Origin of the sequence: Enterobacillus tribolii (genome assembly GCF_003363015.1) — a bacterium.
Taxonomy (GTDB): domain Bacteria; phylum Pseudomonadota; class Gammaproteobacteria; order Enterobacterales; family Enterobacteriaceae; genus Enterobacillus; species Enterobacillus tribolii.
In genome coordinates this window covers 164,943-180,053 of the sequence record NZ_QRAP01000007.1, presented here as the reverse complement: position 1 = coordinate 180,053, position 15,111 = coordinate 164,943, and the positions used below count along the sequence as shown (strand labels likewise).

The 15,111-nt window shown below is 56.8% G+C and carries 17 protein-coding genes; 8 read left to right on the top strand and 9 right to left on the bottom strand.

Annotated elements, in window-relative coordinates:
• Positions 1–116: 116 nt before the first annotated feature.
• The 5 genes from C8D90_RS15575 to artM all read left to right on the top strand — a co-directional run bounded on the left by C8D90_RS15575 (position 117) and on the right by artM (position 4,352).
• Positions 117–1,085, top strand: a complete 969-nt coding sequence (locus C8D90_RS15575; protein WP_115459384.1) for a LysR substrate-binding domain-containing protein — start codon at positions 117–119, stop codon at positions 1,083–1,085.
• Positions 1,086–1,289: 204 nt separating this feature from the next.
• Positions 1,290–2,018, top strand: coding sequence for an arginine ABC transporter ATP-binding protein ArtP (artP, locus tag C8D90_RS15570; protein WP_115459383.1), 729 nt, complete (start codon positions 1,290–1,292; stop codon positions 2,016–2,018).
• 60 nt (positions 2,019–2,078) lie between these two features.
• Positions 2,079–2,810: an arginine ABC transporter substrate-binding protein gene (artJ, locus tag C8D90_RS15565; RefSeq protein ID WP_115459382.1), complete on the top strand. Its 732-nt coding sequence runs from the start codon at positions 2,079–2,081 to the stop codon at positions 2,808–2,810.
• A 157-nt stretch (positions 2,811–2,967) separates the two neighbouring features.
• Positions 2,968–3,684 (top strand): arginine ABC transporter permease ArtQ, encoded by a 717-nt coding sequence (artQ, locus tag C8D90_RS15560; protein WP_115459381.1) that lies wholly within the window; start codon positions 2,968–2,970, stop codon positions 3,682–3,684.
• Positions 3,684–4,352 (top strand): arginine ABC transporter permease ArtM, encoded by a 669-nt coding sequence (artM, locus tag C8D90_RS15555; RefSeq protein WP_115459380.1) that lies wholly within the window; start codon positions 3,684–3,686, stop codon positions 4,350–4,352. The genes artQ and artM overlap by 1 nt, the downstream gene beginning before the upstream one ends.
• A gap of 58 nt (positions 4,353–4,410) precedes the next feature.
• Here the strand turns inward: artM and C8D90_RS15550 are convergent, their stop codons facing one another.
• Positions 4,411–5,367, bottom strand: coding sequence for a DMT family transporter (locus tag C8D90_RS15550; protein ID WP_115459379.1), 957 nt, complete (start codon positions 5,365–5,367; stop codon positions 4,411–4,413).
• Between the two features lie 264 nt (positions 5,368–5,631).
• Between C8D90_RS15550 and artJ (C8D90_RS15545) the strand changes: the two genes are divergently transcribed.
• Both artJ (C8D90_RS15545) and C8D90_RS15540 read left to right on the top strand, forming a co-directional pair.
• Positions 5,632–6,366 carry an arginine ABC transporter substrate-binding protein gene (gene artJ, locus C8D90_RS15545; protein ID WP_115459378.1) on the top strand — a complete coding sequence of 245 codons (735 nt, stop codon included), beginning with the start codon at positions 5,632–5,634 and terminating at the stop codon, positions 6,364–6,366.
• Positions 6,367–6,499: 133 nt separating this feature from the next.
• Positions 6,500–6,988, top strand: a complete 489-nt coding sequence (locus tag C8D90_RS15540) for a methylated-DNA--[protein]-cysteine S-methyltransferase (RefSeq protein WP_115459377.1) — start codon at positions 6,500–6,502, stop codon at positions 6,986–6,988.
• Here C8D90_RS15540 and rlmC read toward each other — a convergent pair.
• The 7 genes from rlmC to C8D90_RS15505 form a co-directional block, all read right to left on the bottom strand.
• Positions 6,976–8,109 (bottom strand): 23S rRNA (uracil(747)-C(5))-methyltransferase RlmC, encoded by a 1,134-nt coding sequence (gene rlmC / locus C8D90_RS15535; RefSeq protein ID WP_115459376.1) that lies wholly within the window; start codon positions 8,107–8,109, stop codon positions 6,976–6,978. The genes C8D90_RS15540 and rlmC overlap by 13 nt on opposite strands.
• 66 nt (positions 8,110–8,175) lie before the next feature.
• Positions 8,176–8,649 carry a YbjO family protein gene (locus tag C8D90_RS15530; protein ID WP_115459497.1) on the bottom strand — a complete coding sequence of 158 codons (474 nt, stop codon included), beginning with the start codon at positions 8,647–8,649 and terminating at the stop codon, positions 8,176–8,178.
• A gap of 73 nt (positions 8,650–8,722) precedes the next feature.
• Entirely contained in the window at positions 8,723–9,568 is an 846-nt protein-coding gene (gene potI / locus C8D90_RS15525) for a putrescine ABC transporter permease PotI (RefSeq protein WP_115459375.1), read from the bottom strand.
• Positions 9,568–10,530 carry a putrescine ABC transporter permease PotH gene (potH, locus tag C8D90_RS15520; RefSeq protein WP_115459374.1) on the bottom strand — a complete coding sequence of 321 codons (963 nt, stop codon included), beginning with the start codon at positions 10,528–10,530 and terminating at the stop codon, positions 9,568–9,570. The genes potI and potH overlap by 1 nt, the downstream gene beginning before the upstream one ends.
• 13 nt (positions 10,531–10,543) lie before the next feature.
• Positions 10,544–11,653 carry a putrescine ABC transporter ATP-binding subunit PotG gene (potG, locus tag C8D90_RS15515; RefSeq protein WP_115459496.1) on the bottom strand — a complete coding sequence of 370 codons (1,110 nt, stop codon included), beginning with the start codon at positions 11,651–11,653 and terminating at the stop codon, positions 10,544–10,546.
• Positions 11,654–11,843: 190 nt separating this feature from the next.
• The gene (gene potF, locus C8D90_RS15510; RefSeq protein ID WP_115459373.1) at positions 11,844–12,953 is read right to left on the bottom strand and encodes a spermidine/putrescine ABC transporter substrate-binding protein PotF; all 1,110 of its coding nucleotides are present in this window, start codon (positions 12,951–12,953) and stop codon (positions 11,844–11,846) included.
• 401 nt (positions 12,954–13,354) lie between these two features.
• Entirely contained in the window at positions 13,355–13,837 is a 483-nt protein-coding gene (locus C8D90_RS15505; RefSeq protein WP_115459372.1) for a YbjN domain-containing protein, read from the bottom strand.
• Positions 13,838–14,023: 186 nt separating this feature from the next.
• Here C8D90_RS15505 and C8D90_RS15500 point away from each other — a divergent pair, with 186 nt between their 5' ends.
• The gene (locus tag C8D90_RS15500; RefSeq protein WP_115459371.1) at positions 14,024–14,218 is read left to right on the top strand and encodes a DUF4250 domain-containing protein; all 195 of its coding nucleotides are present in this window, start codon (positions 14,024–14,026) and stop codon (positions 14,216–14,218) included.
• A gap of 6 nt (positions 14,219–14,224) precedes the next feature.
• On the opposite strand, the gene rimK is transcribed toward C8D90_RS15500, so the two are convergent.
• Positions 14,225–15,106 carry a 30S ribosomal protein S6--L-glutamate ligase gene (gene rimK / locus C8D90_RS15495; RefSeq protein ID WP_115459370.1) on the bottom strand — a complete coding sequence of 294 codons (882 nt, stop codon included), beginning with the start codon at positions 15,104–15,106 and terminating at the stop codon, positions 14,225–14,227.
• Between the last annotated feature and the right edge of the window lie 5 nt (positions 15,107–15,111).

Here is a 15,111-nt window from a genome sequence, read left to right as displayed (position 1 = left end):
GCTCCCTGAATGCTTTAACTTAACCAGTGCGTTAGTCAGGAATAGATTATCTGTTGCACTTCCAACCTGAAATAGCTAAAAAAGAGAAAGATTGTTGCAAAATCAGGACAACAGGAATGAAATACGACCTGAACGACATGCTGTACTTCGTCTACTCCGTTGATTATCAGGGATATACTGCCGCAGCCCAGGTTCTTGGCGTGTCGAAGTCCCTGCTCAGCCGCCGTATCGCCGCGCTGGAAGAGTCATTGGGCGTGCGGCTGGTGCAGCGCTCCACCCGCCGTTTCACCGTGACCGAGCTTGGGCAGCAGTTTGCCGAACAGTGCCGCCTCGCCATTCAGCAGGGGCAGGCGGCCATCGATCTGGTCAATAACGCGCTGGCCCATCCGCGCGGCCGGCTGCGCATTTCCGCACCGGTTATGATGGCGGAAGAACTGCTTTCTCCGCTGGTCAGCGAATTCCTGAAACAGTATCCGGACGTGGTTATCGAAGTGCTGGCCGTCAGTCGTGAAGTCGATCTGATAAACGAAGGCGTTGACATCGCCTTCCGCCCTTCTGCCCTGCTGTTGCCGGACTCTGGCCTCCACGCCCGCCAGCTGAGCCTTGAAAAGCATATTATGGTGTGCAGCCCCGGCCTCCAGGCCCACTACGCCCCCCTGCGCGATTTGCAGCAGTTATCGCACTGCCCCGCACTGCTGCGCCGGGGTGAGGATGCCCGCCGCCAGTGGCGTCTGGTAAACGCACAAAAAGAAAAGTTCATCCTGCCGCTGACGGCGCGACTGATCACCAACAGCATGCGCAGCCTGATGTATGCCGCGATGGCCGGCGTCGGCGTCGGCTTTCTCCCCTCAAAAATCTGCATGCCTTACATTGAGAAAGGCGATCTCTGTCATCTCTTCCCGGAATGGAGCAGCGAGCCTTATGCACTTTATGCCGTGTATGAATCACGCCGCGGTCAGACATTGCTGTTCAAAACGTTCCTCGGCTACATCAATCAGGCCCTGGATAATCTGAAAGCGCCGTTCCCACCCATCATGAGCCTTAAACCCCCGCCGGAAACTGGCAGCAATACGTGCCACTCCTGACGGACGTACGGATGTCTGCCGTGCAATATCGCTACCAAATTTCAGCTGAACGCGACATTCCCGCGCATTTTCCTGCATAAAACGCATATTGTGCTATGCTTTCGGTAAAATGCCACGCTGCTATAAATTTTAACTCACAAAGATTGCATAACTATTCTGATAAAGTTACCCTTTGCGGAATCAATTGCTATTCAATTCTCGCGCATGAGTATTCAACTAAACGGCATTAACTGCTTTTACGGCGCGCATCAGGCGCTGTTCGACATAACATTATCCTGCCCGGCAGGCGAAACCCTGGTGTTGCTGGGGCCGAGCGGCGCCGGGAAGAGTTCTCTCCTGCGGGTGCTTAACCTGCTGGAAATGCCGCGTTCGGGGCACCTGAACATTGCCGGCAACCAGTTTGACTTCAGTCAGAAGCCGGGCGAGAAAGCTATTCGTGAGCTGCGTCGCAACGTTGGCATGGTATTCCAGCAATATAATCTGTGGCCGCACCTGACCGTATTGCAAAACCTGATCGAAGCGCCCTGCAAAGTGCTCGGCCTGAGCCGTCAGCAGGCGGAAGAGCGGGCGAAAAAGTTGCTTACCCGTTTACGCCTGACCGATTTCGCCGATCGTTTTCCGTTGCACCTTTCCGGCGGCCAGCAGCAGCGCGTCGCGATTGCCCGCGCCCTGATGATGGAACCGCAGGTATTGCTGTTTGACGAACCGACTGCCGCGCTCGATCCGGAGATCACCGCACAGGTGGTGGGCATCATCCGCGAACTGGCGGAAACCGGCATTACGCAGGTAATCGTCACCCACGAAGTCGAAGTGGCGCGTAAAACCGCCAGCCGCGTCGTGTATATGGAACAGGGCCGGATCGTCGAGCAAGGCGACGCGGGGCATTTCACCCACCCGCAAACCGAAGCGTTCGCGGGCTATCTGTCTCATTGATGGCAAATTTTCTTTTTTAACACCGATGTCGAGTTACACACACAACCGTTGGAGTCTGCGATGAAAAAAATCATAATTGCCGCGGCATTAGCCAGTCTCAGTGCTTCCGTCTCAGCGGCGGAAACGGTGCGTTTCGCGCTGGAAGCCTCTTATCCCCCGTTTGAGTTCATTGACGCCAACAACCAGATTCAGGGGTTTGATATCGATCTGGCTAATGCGCTGTGCAAAGAAATGCAGGCTACCTGTACCTTTACCAATCAGGCGTTCGACAGCCTGATCCCCAGCCTGAAGTTCAAGCGTTTCGACGCGGTTATTTCCGGTATGGACATCACGCCGGAGCGCCAGAAGCAGGTTGCGTTCACCGCGCCCTACTACGACAACTCCGCGCTGTTCATCGCCACCAAAGACAAAGTCGCTGATATCGCCGCGCTGAAAGGCAAGCGCGTGGGCATGCAGAACGGCACCACGCACCAGAAGTACCTGACGGAAAAGCATCCGGAAATCACGCCGGTGCCTTACGACAGCTACCAGAACGCGGTGCTTGACCTGAAAAACGGTCGTCTGGACGCCGTGTTCGGCGACACCGCCGTGGTTAACGAATGGCTGAAGCAGAACCCGAACCTGGCCGCCGTCGGCGATAAAGTGACCGACCCGAACTACTTCGGCACCGGCCTCGGCATCGCAGTGCGTCAGAACAACGCCGACCTGCTCAAGCAGTTCAATGACGCGCTGAATAAGATCAAACAGGATGGCACTTATCAGACCATCTACAACAAATGGTTCCAGCAGTAATCGAACCGGGCCGTCCGCGGGCGGCCTTGTTCACTGATGGTGTGATGCATCAGGATATGACTCAGGGGCAAAAGTCCGGCGCATGATGTGATGCGGGATTTCTGCCCTGTTTCGTTTCCGTAAAGGAAAACAGCCCGGCCGCCGGGCGCTGAACGCAATGAATGAATTCCAACCCCTGGCCAGCGCCGCTGGCATGACCCTCGCACTGGCGATTTGCGCGCTGGTGCTCGGGCTGATTCTGGCAATGCTTTTTGCCGTCTGGGAGTCCGCCCGCTGGAAGCCGATGGCCTGGCTGGCTACCGTGATCGTGACGCTGTTTCGCGGTTTGCCGGAAATTCTGGTGGTGCTGTTTATCTACTTCGGCTCATCCCAGCTGTTGCTGCTATTGTCGGACGGCTTTGAGCTGAACCTGCTGGTTGTCCGCATTCCGGTACAGCTGAATATCGAAAGCTTCGAAGTCAGTCCTTTCCTGTGCGGGGTTATCGCGCTGGCGCTGCTGTATGCCGCCTACGCGTCGCAAACGCTGCGCGGCGCGCTGAAGGCGGTGCCGGAAGGGCAACGCGAGTCCGGGCAGGCGTTGGGCCTGAGCAAAAGCCAGATCTTCTTCCGCCTGGTGATGCCGCAGATGTGGCGTCACGCGCTGCCGGGGCTGGGCAACCAGTGGCTGGTATTGCTGAAGGACACCGCGCTGGTGTCGTTAATCAGCGTTAACGATCTGATGCTGCAAACCAAAAGCATCGCCACGCGGACGCAGGAGCCCTTTACCTGGTACGTCATTGCCGCCGCAATTTACCTGCTTATCACCCTGTTCAGCCAGTACGTACTCAAACGCATCGAGCTGCGCACCACCCGCTTTGAACGGAGGCCGTCCTGATGTTTTCGTATATTCCGGACATCCTTCAGGGATTGCACACCAGCCTGAGCCTTACCGTAGTTTCCCTGCTGGTGGCGCTGGTGCTGGCGCTGCTGTTTACCGTGGTTCTGACGCTGAAAACCCCGGTGCTGACGCCGCTGGTCAAGGTCTATATCACCCTGTTCACCGGCACGCCGCTGCTGGTGCAGATCTTCCTGATTTACTACGGCCCCGGCCAGTTTGAAACGATCAAACAGATCCCCTGGCTGTGGAGCCTGCTGTCGCAGCCCTGGCTGTGCGCCATGATCGCCCTGGCGCTGAACAGTGCGGCCTATACCACCCAACTGTTTCACGGCGCGATGCGGGCCATTCCCGCCGGGCAGTGGCAGTCGTGCGAAGCATTGGGCATGTCACGCAGCCAGACACTGCGTATCCTGCTGCCCTATGCATTCAAGCGGGCCTTATCATCCTATTCCAACGAAGTGGTGCTGATCTTCAAAAGTACCTCACTGGCGTACACCATTACGCTGATGGAAGTGATGGGCTACAGCCAGCAGATGTACGGCCGCACCTATGACGTCATGGTATTCGGCGCCGCCGGCGTGGTTTATCTGTGCGTCAACGGGCTGCTGACGCTGCTGATGCGGGTTGTTGAGCGCCGCGCGCTGGCCTTTGAACGCCGCAATTAATTCTGCGTAAAAAAAAGCCCCGGCCGAGATTCGACCGGGGCTTTTTTATCTCCGTGCGTTACGCCTGACGGGTGTTTATCACCCGCACACCGCGGGTTTTGTTGACCCAGCCGATACCGATACATACCAGCACCAGCGCAACCACATTCTTCCATTCAAATATGTTTTCATTAAGGAAGACCGCGGACAACACCACGCCGGAAACCGGGATCAGGAAGTTGAACGGCGCCACCATGCTCACCCGGTTATATTTCAGCAACAGGCTCCAGAGCGCGAAAGCAACGGATGACAGCACAGCCAGATAGCCCAGAATCGCCACCGAAGCGCCGCCGTGGAACGACAGGCTGCCGCCGGTCAGTATCCCGCTCAGGGTCAGAAGTACGCCGCCGAAAAACAGCTGATAGCCGGTCATCACGCCCGGATCGATAGACTGGGAAAGATGCTTCCCGTATAACGTGGTCGCCGACAGCACAAACGCAGCGAGAATCACAAAGCCATCGCCCTGCCAGACAAAGGTGAAGTTCATCATGTCTTCATTCAGGTTCACCACCATCACGCCGATAAACCCAATCAGGCAGCCAATAAGCTTATTCGCATTCGTTCTGTCATTCTGATAAACAAAATGCGCCAGCAGCACGCTGAAAAATACGCCGGTGGCGTTCATGATCGACCCTTTCACCCCCGTGGTATACGCCAGCCCGATGTAGAAAAACGTATACTGCAGCGTCGTCTGCAACAGGCCGAGCAACGCCATTTGTCCGTATTGCCGGCACTGAAAGTTAAACAGCGGCTTGCCCGTCAACGCGGCAAACACCAGCAAAAATAGCCCGGCCAGCATGAAACGGTATCCGGCAAAGATGATCTTGGAAGGAATATCATCCCCGGCTATCTGAAAAATTTCATATCCGCTTTTAATCGCCGGATAAGCGCTTCCCCACAGCAAACAGCAAAGGGTCGCTCCCAGAAAGACAAATTTCTTCCCGGTGAATACCTCTGCCGCATTATTGACCGACATAAAGACCTCTGAAAAGGAGTGAAACAGCGTTTCGATATTTTCTTTTCCGCAATTATGCCTTCCCCGGCGAAATAAGCAATGCGGTTACGCGCCGGAATCTCAACCAACAAATAATTACTCATATCTATTGCATAAAAATTCACTTAATGGCAAGGTAAGTGCGTGAACATAACCGCTGGCGTACAACTTCCGGCCCGCTTGCTTCAGCGGCGGAGCAACAATAACAAGGCGGTTTTACTTTTGGATTCAAGACAGGAGTGAACGATGAAAAAGCTTTTGGCATGCGCATTACTCGCCGGGATGACCTTTACTGCCAGCGCGGCAGACACCATCCGTTTTGCCTCATCGGCGACCTATCCGCCTTTTGAGTCGCTGGACGCCAATAACCAAATCGTGGGTTATGACATGGACCTGGCGAAAGCATTATGCGCCCAGATGAAAGCTACCTGCACCTTTACTAACCAGGCCTTCGACAGCCTGATCCCGGCGCTGAAATTCAAACGCTACGACGCCGTGATTTCCGGTATGGACATCACGCCTGAGCGCCAGAAGCAGGTTACCTTTACCAAACCGTATTACGCCAACTCTGCAATCATCATCGCTCACAAAGGTAAGTACCAGAGCTTTGCGGACATGAAGGGGCTGCGCGTCGGCATGGAAAACGGCACCACGCACCAAAAGTATTTGCAGGACAAACAGCCGGATATCAAAACCGTTTCTTATGACAGCTACCAAACCGCTATTCTCGACCTGAAGAACGGCCGTATCGACGGCGTTTTCGGCGACACGGCGGTGGTGAATGAGTGGCTGAAAACCAACCCGGATCTGGCTTCCGTCGGCGAACACATCACCGATCCGCAATATTTCGGCATCGGCCTCGGCATCGCCGTCCGCCCGGAAGACAAAGCCCTGGTGGAAAAGCTGAACACCGCGCTTGATGAGATCAAGGCTAACGGCACCTACAAAGCCATCAACGACAAATGGTTCCCGGAAAGCTGATTCCCCTTTCTCCTGCATCAGCATCAGGCCGGTATATCCGGCCTGATGCTTTTTAACCCTCTTCTCCTTCAGGGGAATACCGCGGGGAGAAAAATTCCGTTACCCTGCGCCCCATACAGCAAAGGAGAAATGCATGTACCACACCATTTATATCTCCCCCATCGGACCGTTGCGCCTGGTTTCCGATGAGGGCGGCCTGCGCCAGCTATGGCTGCCGAATGAAATCGAAGAGAAAATCTGCCCGCAGGGCTGGAAAGAGGACGCGGATTTCAGCATCAACCGTCTGATTGCCGCGCGGCTGGATGATTACTTTGCCGGCCGGCGCGTTGCGTTCGACGATTTACCGCTGGCGCCGCACGGTACGCCGTTTCAGCAGGCCGTCTGGCAACGGTTGCTGACGATTCCTTATGGCGAAATCAGCCACTACTCCATTATTGCCCAGCAGATGGGCAAGCCAAAGGCGGTACGCGCGGTCGGCGGCGCGGTCGGACGTAACCCGATTTCCATCCTGATCCCGTGCCATCGCGTACTGGGGCGCGACATGTCGCTGACCGGCTATTCCGGCGGATTGCCGATCAAACGCGCCCTGCTGGCGCTGGAAAAAATTGCCTACAGGCCCTGACGCACCAGCAACGTCAGTACTTCATAGTGTGCGGTGTGCGGGAACATGTCGAAAAGCTGCACGCGTGCGACGCGGTAGTCCGCCAGTAACGCAATATCCTGCGCCATGGAGTGCGCATTGCAGCTGGAGTAGAGGATATAAGGCGGTGCCATTTCCCGCAGGTCCGCGCACAACGCGCTGCCGATGCCGCGCCGCGGCGGATTAACCAGCACCAGATCGGGCGCGCCCGCCTCCGACGCCGCGAAACGGGCGGAATCGAGCGCTTCAAAGCGAACGTGGCGCAGCCCGATACGCTGCGCCGATTCCTGCGCGCAGGCGATGGCCTCGGCGCTGATTTCAATGCCGGTCAGCGACATCTCCGGCGTGGCGCAGTGCAAACCGAAGCCGCCCACGCCGCAGAACAAATCCCACATGCTTTTCAGCGGCAATTCCCGGCACCAGTCACGCGCGGCGGCATACAGCGCCGACGCCACGCCGGGATTCGTCTGGAAAAAGCTGCGCGGGCGAATAAACAGGGGCACCTGATTGAAGGTTTCCTCCAGCGTTTGCTGCTCCGTCAGCGCAATTTCCCGTTCGCCTTCCAGGATCGCCATATGTACCGGCTGAATATTGGCGGAAATCACCGCCAGCTGCGGCAGCCGTTCACACAGCCAGGGCAGCGCGTCACGCAGCTGCGTCAGCTTGGTTTCCGAGCGCAGTACAAAACGCAGCATCATCTGGCCGTTGGCCCGGCTCTCCGTCAGCAACAGGTATTTCAGTTCGCCGCGCCGGCGCGCCACGTTGTACGGCGTTAGCCCCGCCCTGGCGATGAAGGTTTTCAGCACGTCGAACACCGGGCGGAATGAGGAAGGGTACAGCGGGCAATCACAGAGATCCGCCGTGCTGCCATCGCGGTTCAGAATGCCCAGCACCGGACGCTCTACGCTGCCGCTGACCACCATTTTCGCCTTGTTGCGGAACTGCGCCTGCCCGCTCTCCTGCGCCGGAAGCCAGCTTTCCACGGCGAAGCCGGACAACAACTGTTCCAGTTCGCGCTGCTTGTCGGCGATTTGCTGAGGATAGGCTTTTTCCAGCCACTGACAGGAACGGCAGACACCGGCCTGATACAAGGCGCATTGCATGGTTCGGTCTCTTGAAATAACGAAGCAAAGGGCGCCGATTTTAACACAGGCGCCCGCAGTGGAATATCAGCGCAAATAATTGCGGCTGGAGTGTGGCAGGAACAGTAAGGCCAGAATAATCATTTCAGGCAGCTTTTGCAGGATGACCGCGCGGATAATCTCCACCGCCGTCTCGCCTTCCACGCCGAAGAACTCCGGATGCCAGTCCGCCAGCGCGGCCGCCAGGCAAACCAGGAATACCACGACCTGACACCACAAGTACCACCAGCGCCCGGCGTCACGCCCGCGCATAACGGCAAACCCGCAGCCCAGCTCAACCAGCAGCACAATCATGCTGCCCAGGCACAACAACGTGGCATCCCATCCCCGGATACTTTCCAGCACGAAAAGCCAGATCCCTTCTATTCCCAACTCATGTAATAACAACAGAAAACCCAGCGCCCGAATACCGATGATCGCCGTGCCGGCGATCAGGATGGAGACAGGCGGAGAAATTCCGTTTCTAAGCTTAGTCGACCGGGGTTCCATTCTTTCTGACATATTTCCCATACGCAACGGCGTCACATGCCAACGTGACGCCTTGAGCGCATAAGACTACCAGCTTTGAGGGATCTCAGCTACCCGCTGCTTTACGCATCTCGCGCATTCGCTGCTTTTCTGCCCGCGACATAAACCACCATGCCACCAGCCCGATAAGGCCAACCACCAGCAGAATCAACGATGCCAGCGCGTTAATTTCCGGATTAACGCCCATGCGCACGCTGGCAAACACCAGCATCGGCAGCGTAGTCGACCCCGGCCCCGCCACGAAGCTGGCGATCACCAGGTCGTCCAGCGACAGGGTAAAGGCCAGCAGCCAGCCGGAAACCAGCGCCGGCGCAATCATCGGCACGGTAATAACGAAAAACACCTTCAGCGGCGTCGCGCCCAGGTCCATCGCCGCTTCTTCCAGCGACCGATCCAGCTCGCGCAGCCGGGCGCTGATCACCACCGCCACATAGGCGGTGCAAAACGTCACATGCGCCATCCAGATGGTCAGCATGCCCCGCTCCGCCGGCCAGCCGATCAGGTGCCCCATCGCCACAAACAGCAGCAGCAAGGAAAGGCCGGTGATCACGTCCGGCATGACCAACGGCGCGGTCAGCATAAAAGCAAACCCGTTTGAACCACGGAATTTACCGAAACGCACCATCACCACCGCGGCCAGTGTGCCGAGAATCGTCGCCATGGTGGCCGACATCGCCGCAATCCCCAGGCTCATACTGACAGCGCTGATCATCGCCGTATCCTGAAACAGCACGGTATACCATTTGGTTGACCAGCCTGCCCACACCGTCACCAGCTTGGAGCTGTTGAAAGAGTAAATGACCAGCAACACCATCGGCGCATAGAGAAAGAAGAACCCCACTACCAGAATCACCCAACGCCAGGGAGAGCGTACAACCGGTAAACTGTTCATCAGCGGCCTCCCAGCTCTTTGTTCTGATGTTTATGGAACCAGATGATCGGCACGATCAACAGCAGCAACATAATGGTCGCTACCGCAGACGCCACCGGCCAGTCGCGGTTATTGAAGAACTCCTGCCACAGCACGCGGCCGATCATGATGCTGTCCGGCCCGCCCAACAGTTCCGGGATCACGTATTCTCCCACTGCGGGAATAAACACCAGCATCGAGCCGGCGATGATCCCCCCTTTGGTCAGCGGCACAATCACGCGGAAGAACGTCTTCAGCGGTCGCGCGCCAAGATCGAGCGCCGCTTCCACCAGGGTGTAGTCCATACGGATCAGCGCGGTATAAATCGGCAGCACCATAAACGGCAGGTAGGAATAGACCACGCCAATGTATACCGCCAGATTGGTGTGCAGAATCACCAGGGGTTGATCGATCACCCCAAGCCACAGCAGCACGTTATTCAGCACGCCGTTTTCTTTCAGAATGCCCATCCAGGCATAAACCCGGATCAGAAATGACGTCCACGACGGCAGGATCACCAGCAGCAACAGGATATTGCGCGTAGAGGGCGCGCTGTGCGCCACCGCCCAGGCCAGCGGATAGCCGATCAGCAGGCAGAAAAAGGTCGACACCGCCGCAACCTGTAAGGATTGCAGGTAAGCATCGATATACAGCGGATCGTCAAACAGCTGAAAGTAGTTCGCCAGATTCAGCGAGATATCCAGCTTGTCATCCGCCCAGACGATCAGGTCGGTAAACGGCGGGATCGCCCGCGCCATCTCCGCCAGACTGATTTTGAACACCGTCAGGAACGGCAGCATAAACAGGCACAGCAGCCACAGATACGGCAGCGCGATCACCAGCTTGCGCCCGTGCGCCCCGCGCTGACGCTTCAGCCAGACAACCACGCCGCTTTCCCGGCGGGACGGGGGATGCTCGCTGCGTCCGGAAAAAAGAGAAGACATCGCCGGCCCTCCGTTACACCGTCAGAACCACACAGCTGTCGGTTTCCCAGCACAGCTGAATTTCATCGCCCCAGGTCGGCATCCCTTTGCGGAAACGGTGGCCGTTCTGCAACTGTGCGCTGATCATCTGGCCGCTGTGCAGCTTGACGTGATAGATCGACAAATCCCCCAGATAAGCGATATGCACCACCTCGCCCACCGCGTAGTTACAGCCATCTTCCGGCGGTTGTTCGCACAGCATGATCTTCTCTGGGCGCAGAGCGACCTGAACCGGCACGCCCTCCACCACGGCGGCATCCAGATCGACGCGCAGCGGCGATACCAGGCCCGGACTTTGAATCAGCAGCGCATCGTCGCGCCGCTCCTGCAACAGCCCTTCGAACACGTTGACCGAGCCGATAAACTCCGCGCTGAAACGGCTGTTGGGGTGCTCATAAATCTCTTCCGGCTCGCCGATCTGCACGAACCGGCCACGGTTCATGATGGCAATACGCCCGGCCATGGTCATCGCTTCTTCCTGATCGTGCGTCACCATGACGCAGGTTACGCCTACGCGCTCCAGAATATCGGCAACTTCCAGTTGCATCCGCTCACGCAGCTTTTTGTCCAGCGCGCCCATCGGTTCGTCCAGCAGCAGCAACTTGGGGCGTTTCGCCAGGCTGCGCGCCAACGCCACGCGCTGACGCTGCCCGCCGGAAAGCTGGTGCGGTTTGCGTTTGGCGTACTCCTGCATATGCACCAGGGCCAGCATTTCTGCCACCCGCTGTTTAATCTCCGCGCTTGCCAGCCGGTCCTGCTTCAGGCCGAAGGCGATGTTCTGTTCCACCGTCATATGGGGGAACAGCGCATAAGACTGGAACATCATGTTAATCGGGCGCTGATACGGCGGCACGTGCGCCAGATCCTGCCCGTCCAGCAGGATTTGGCCGCTGGTCGGCGTTTCAAACCCGGCCAGCATGCGCAGCAACGTTGACTTGCCACAGCCGGAAGCGCCCAGCAGCGCAAATATTTCGCCTTTATAAATCGTCAGGCTGACGTCATCCACCGCCAACTGGCCGTCAAACGTCTTGTTCAGGTTGCGGATCTCCAGCAGCGGGCTGAACGCCTTCTGCACTTTTTTCATTTTCGCGACGTCGGGGGACTGACGGGAAATAGTCTCGTTCACTCAGCAAAATCCTCAGGTACCTGATGTGACGTTCCTTTCACATCAATGTATTGACTGCCGTTTCAGCAGCCCAAATGGCAGAACAGGCAAAGGTTTCCCTTCGCCTGCGGCCGTCTGAGAAGAGGCGCCGGACGCCTCCGTATTCAGGTTATTTGCCTGACTTAACCTTGGTCCATGAGCGCGTAATCACGCGATCGATCTTGGGAGACTGAACCTTCAGGGTAAACATTTTGGCGCGCACGTCGGCCGGCGGATAAATGCCGGGGTTGTCGCGCACGTCGGCGTTCACCAGCGGGGTCGCCTCCTTGTTGGCATTCGCGTAGTAAACGTGGTTGCTGACGTTGGCAATCACGTCCGGACGCATCAGGTAGTTCAGGAACTGGTAGGCTTCGGCGCTGTTTTTGGCGTCCGCCGGCATGGCGAACACGTCGAAGAACGCCAGCGCGCCCTCTTTCGGGATGCTGTAGGCAACTTTTACGCCGTTTTTCGCTTCTTTGGCGCGGTTGGCGGCCTGCATGACGTCACCGGCCCAGCCGATGGCGACGCAGATATCCCCGTTTGCCAGGTCATTGATGTACTGTGAAGAGTGGAAATAACGCACGTTCGGCCGCAGCTTCGTCAGCAGCTCGGTCGCCGCGCCGGTGTAGTCCGCAGCGTCAGTGCTGTTGGGGTCTTTACCCTGATAGTTCAGCACGGTGGCGTAAATCTCCGCTGGCGCATCCAGCATCGCCACGCCGCAGCTCTTCAGCTTTTCCAGATTCTCCGGCTTGAGCACCAGATCCCAGCTGTCTACCGGCGCGTCGGCGCCCAGCGCCGCTTTCACTTTATCCGGGTTGTAGCCGATGCCGGTGGTGGCCCACATATAAGGAATCGCGTATTTGTTGTCCGGATCGTGACGGGCGACCAGCTTCAGCAGCTCAGGATCCAGGTTTTTGTAGTTGCTCAGTTGGCTTTTATCCAGCGGCTTAAAGACGCCGGCGCCGATCTGGCGCTCCAGGAAACTGGCCGACGGCACGACCAGGTCAAAGCCCGTGCTGCCCGCCATCAGTTTGCCTTCCAACACTTCGTTGGAGTCAAACACGTCATACACGACCTTAATACCGGTTTCTTTAGTAAAGTTCGCCAGCGTATCCGGCGCGATATAATCGGACCAGTTATAGACATGCAGCGTCTTTTCTTCCGCCATCGCCGTCGCGCTTGCCGCCAGCATAACGCCGGTCAAAGCACCTGAAAACCACTTAGCACGTGGGGTGAACATCCGATAATTCCTCCGGGAATCAGTGAAAAATCAAAATAATGGGACGAATACCCAATGGCATTGTCCCAGCGATTTTTGACATACGACAGCACATATAATGAATAAATATTCACCATTATTTATTCATACCGGAACCACGAAGTCCGGATAATTCCCGTGGAAAATCTAGGCTGTACGCTGCAACAGAAGAATACTCCCAGATGAAGGACAGGGCTATAAGCTGAGAGAAAAAACACCAATTATCGATTTTTTATGCAATATGGTTTACAACATGCGCCAATCGCGCGGCAAGATAAGGGGAATATAAGGTAAAAAACAAAATTAACAGCAGATTAACATGAAAGATGGCGCAATGCGGCCTATAACAAAACGGCGCCCGAAACGGACGCCGCAAGAGATATTCAGTGCAACAAAGGCACGACAATCTGGGGAGGTTTGCGCTCTTCCTCTTCTTCGCCGAGGAACAACATATCGTTAGCCCTTGCCTCCAGAATCACCATCGAGAGCTGCTCTTCACCCTGCTGCATAAAGGCGGCGAACTGCCCAAAGCTGATGCCGGCGGTGATGTTGATCGACTGGCAGGCAATCAGTTTGGGTAAGTTATCATCCTGAATATCAAGGAACGCTTTCACGGCCAGGGTGCTGGCGTTGATTTGGCTCAGTTCGCTTACCAGGGGGATCAGCGCGGTCGGACGCACTTCCGCCATCGCGGAAAACAGGATCACGTTATCAACAATGTCGACTTTCGCATCGAAAATACCGTCAAAATTCTGCATATGCGGTAAATGGAGCGCCTGGCAGGAGTCGCACTCAAAAAAGGTGGTGCCCAACTGATCCAGCCAGCGCCGCATAAGTTCCAGATCCGGGACGATCAGCGAATCCATAAGTGGCCTACCTTACGATGACAAAACAGGAAAAACGGAAGACAATCTGTTGAACGGGCAATGAGCCGAACAAGCAACGAACACAAACAAAGGCGCATAGCTTACGGAATAATATTTCATTTAGCTATGCCCTGAAGTAATTAATTCTTCCTTCGAAGTCAAATCCCCTTTCCACAGGAGGCCGGGATGTCGCTAACCCATTATAAAACTATGGACCCTGTTATGCTGATGAGCATCGTCAATATGAAACTGCGCGACGAATGCGCTTCGCTTGACGACCTGCTGGCCCGCTACGATCTGGCGCGGGAAGTCCTGGAAGAAAGATTAGCACAGGCCGGCTATCACTACCGGCCTGCAAGCAATCAATTTTCGCCGGACTGAACGAACTCAGCCCCCGCGCAATCGCTGTTCGATGAATTCAATCATCATGCCGGCGATATCTTTGCCGGTGGTGGTTTCAACGCCCTCCAGCCCCGGAGAGGCATTCACCTCCATAACCAGCGGGCCGCGCGCTGAGCGCAGGATGTCCACGCCGGCGACGCATAATCCGAGCGTCGACGCCGCCAGAATGGCGGTTTCACGCTCCCTGGCGCTGATTTCCACCTTGCGCGCGCTGCCGCCGCGATGCAGATTGGAGCGGAACTCTCCCGGCTTTGCCTTACGCTCAATGGCCGCCACCACCCGGTTGCCGATGACCAGGCAACGAATATCGGCCCCTTGCGCCTCGCGGATGTATTCCTGCACCAAAATGTGCGCATTCAGCCCGCGAAACGCATCGATCACGCTCTCTGCCGCCTGACGGGTTTCCGCCAGCACCACGCCTATCCCCTGGGTGCCTTCGACCAGCTTAACCACCAGCGGCGCGCCGCCGACCATTTCGATCAAATCCCCGGTGTCGTCCGGACGATGGGCGAAGCCGGTGATCGGCAGGTCGATCCCCTGCCGGGCCAGCAGTTGCAGCGAATGCAGCTTGTCACGCGCACGGGCGATGGCGGCGGAATCATTGAGCGCATAGCAGCCCAGCATTTCGAACTGCCGCAGTACCGCCGTGCCGTAAAAAGTGATTGCCGAACCGATGCGCGGAATAACGGCGTCGAAGCGCGCCAGCTGATGACCCTTGGCGTGAATGGCCGGCGCGGCGCAACTGATGTTCATATAGCAGGAAAGCGGATCGAGGATTTCAATCCGGTGACCGCGCGCCTCCGCCGCCTCTTTCAGACGCCGGCAGGAATACAACGCGCTGTCGCGCGATAAAATGACGAAATTCACACAGC

Coding starts and splice junctions, on each gene's coding strand:
- potI (WP_115459375.1), bottom strand. CDS start 9,568: ATGAACAGTTTACCGGTTGTACGCTCTCCCTGGCGTTGGGTGATTCTG.
- C8D90_RS15540 (WP_115459377.1), top strand. CDS start 6,500: ATGTACCACACCATTTATATCTCCCCCATCGGACCGTTGCGCCTGGTT.
- artJ (WP_115459378.1), top strand. CDS start 5,632: ATGAAAAAGCTTTTGGCATGCGCATTACTCGCCGGGATGACCTTTACT.
- potG (WP_115459496.1), bottom strand. CDS start 11,653: ATGAAAAAAGTGCAGAAGGCGTTCAGCCCGCTGCTGGAGATCCGCAAC.
- C8D90_RS15530 (WP_115459497.1), bottom strand. CDS start 8,649: ATGTCAGAAAGAATGGAACCCCGGTCGACTAAGCTTAGAAACGGAATT.
- artJ (WP_115459382.1), top strand. CDS start 2,079: ATGAAAAAAATCATAATTGCCGCGGCATTAGCCAGTCTCAGTGCTTCC.
- potH (WP_115459374.1), bottom strand. CDS start 10,530: ATGTCTTCTCTTTTTTCCGGACGCAGCGAGCATCCCCCGTCCCGCCGG.
- C8D90_RS15500 (WP_115459371.1), top strand. CDS start 14,024: ATGTCGCTAACCCATTATAAAACTATGGACCCTGTTATGCTGATGAGC.
- C8D90_RS15550 (WP_115459379.1), bottom strand. CDS start 5,367: ATGTCGGTCAATAATGCGGCAGAGGTATTCACCGGGAAGAAATTTGTC.
- artP (WP_115459383.1), top strand. CDS start 1,290: ATGAGTATTCAACTAAACGGCATTAACTGCTTTTACGGCGCGCATCAG.
- potF (WP_115459373.1), bottom strand. CDS start 12,953: ATGTTCACCCCACGTGCTAAGTGGTTTTCAGGTGCTTTGACCGGCGTT.
- artQ (WP_115459381.1), top strand. CDS start 2,968: ATGAATGAATTCCAACCCCTGGCCAGCGCCGCTGGCATGACCCTCGCA.
- artM (WP_115459380.1), top strand. CDS start 3,684: ATGTTTTCGTATATTCCGGACATCCTTCAGGGATTGCACACCAGCCTG.
- rlmC (WP_115459376.1), bottom strand. CDS start 8,109: ATGCAATGCGCCTTGTATCAGGCCGGTGTCTGCCGTTCCTGTCAGTGG.
- C8D90_RS15575 (WP_115459384.1), top strand. CDS start 117: ATGAAATACGACCTGAACGACATGCTGTACTTCGTCTACTCCGTTGAT.
- C8D90_RS15505 (WP_115459372.1), bottom strand. CDS start 13,837: ATGGATTCGCTGATCGTCCCGGATCTGGAACTTATGCGGCGCTGGCTG.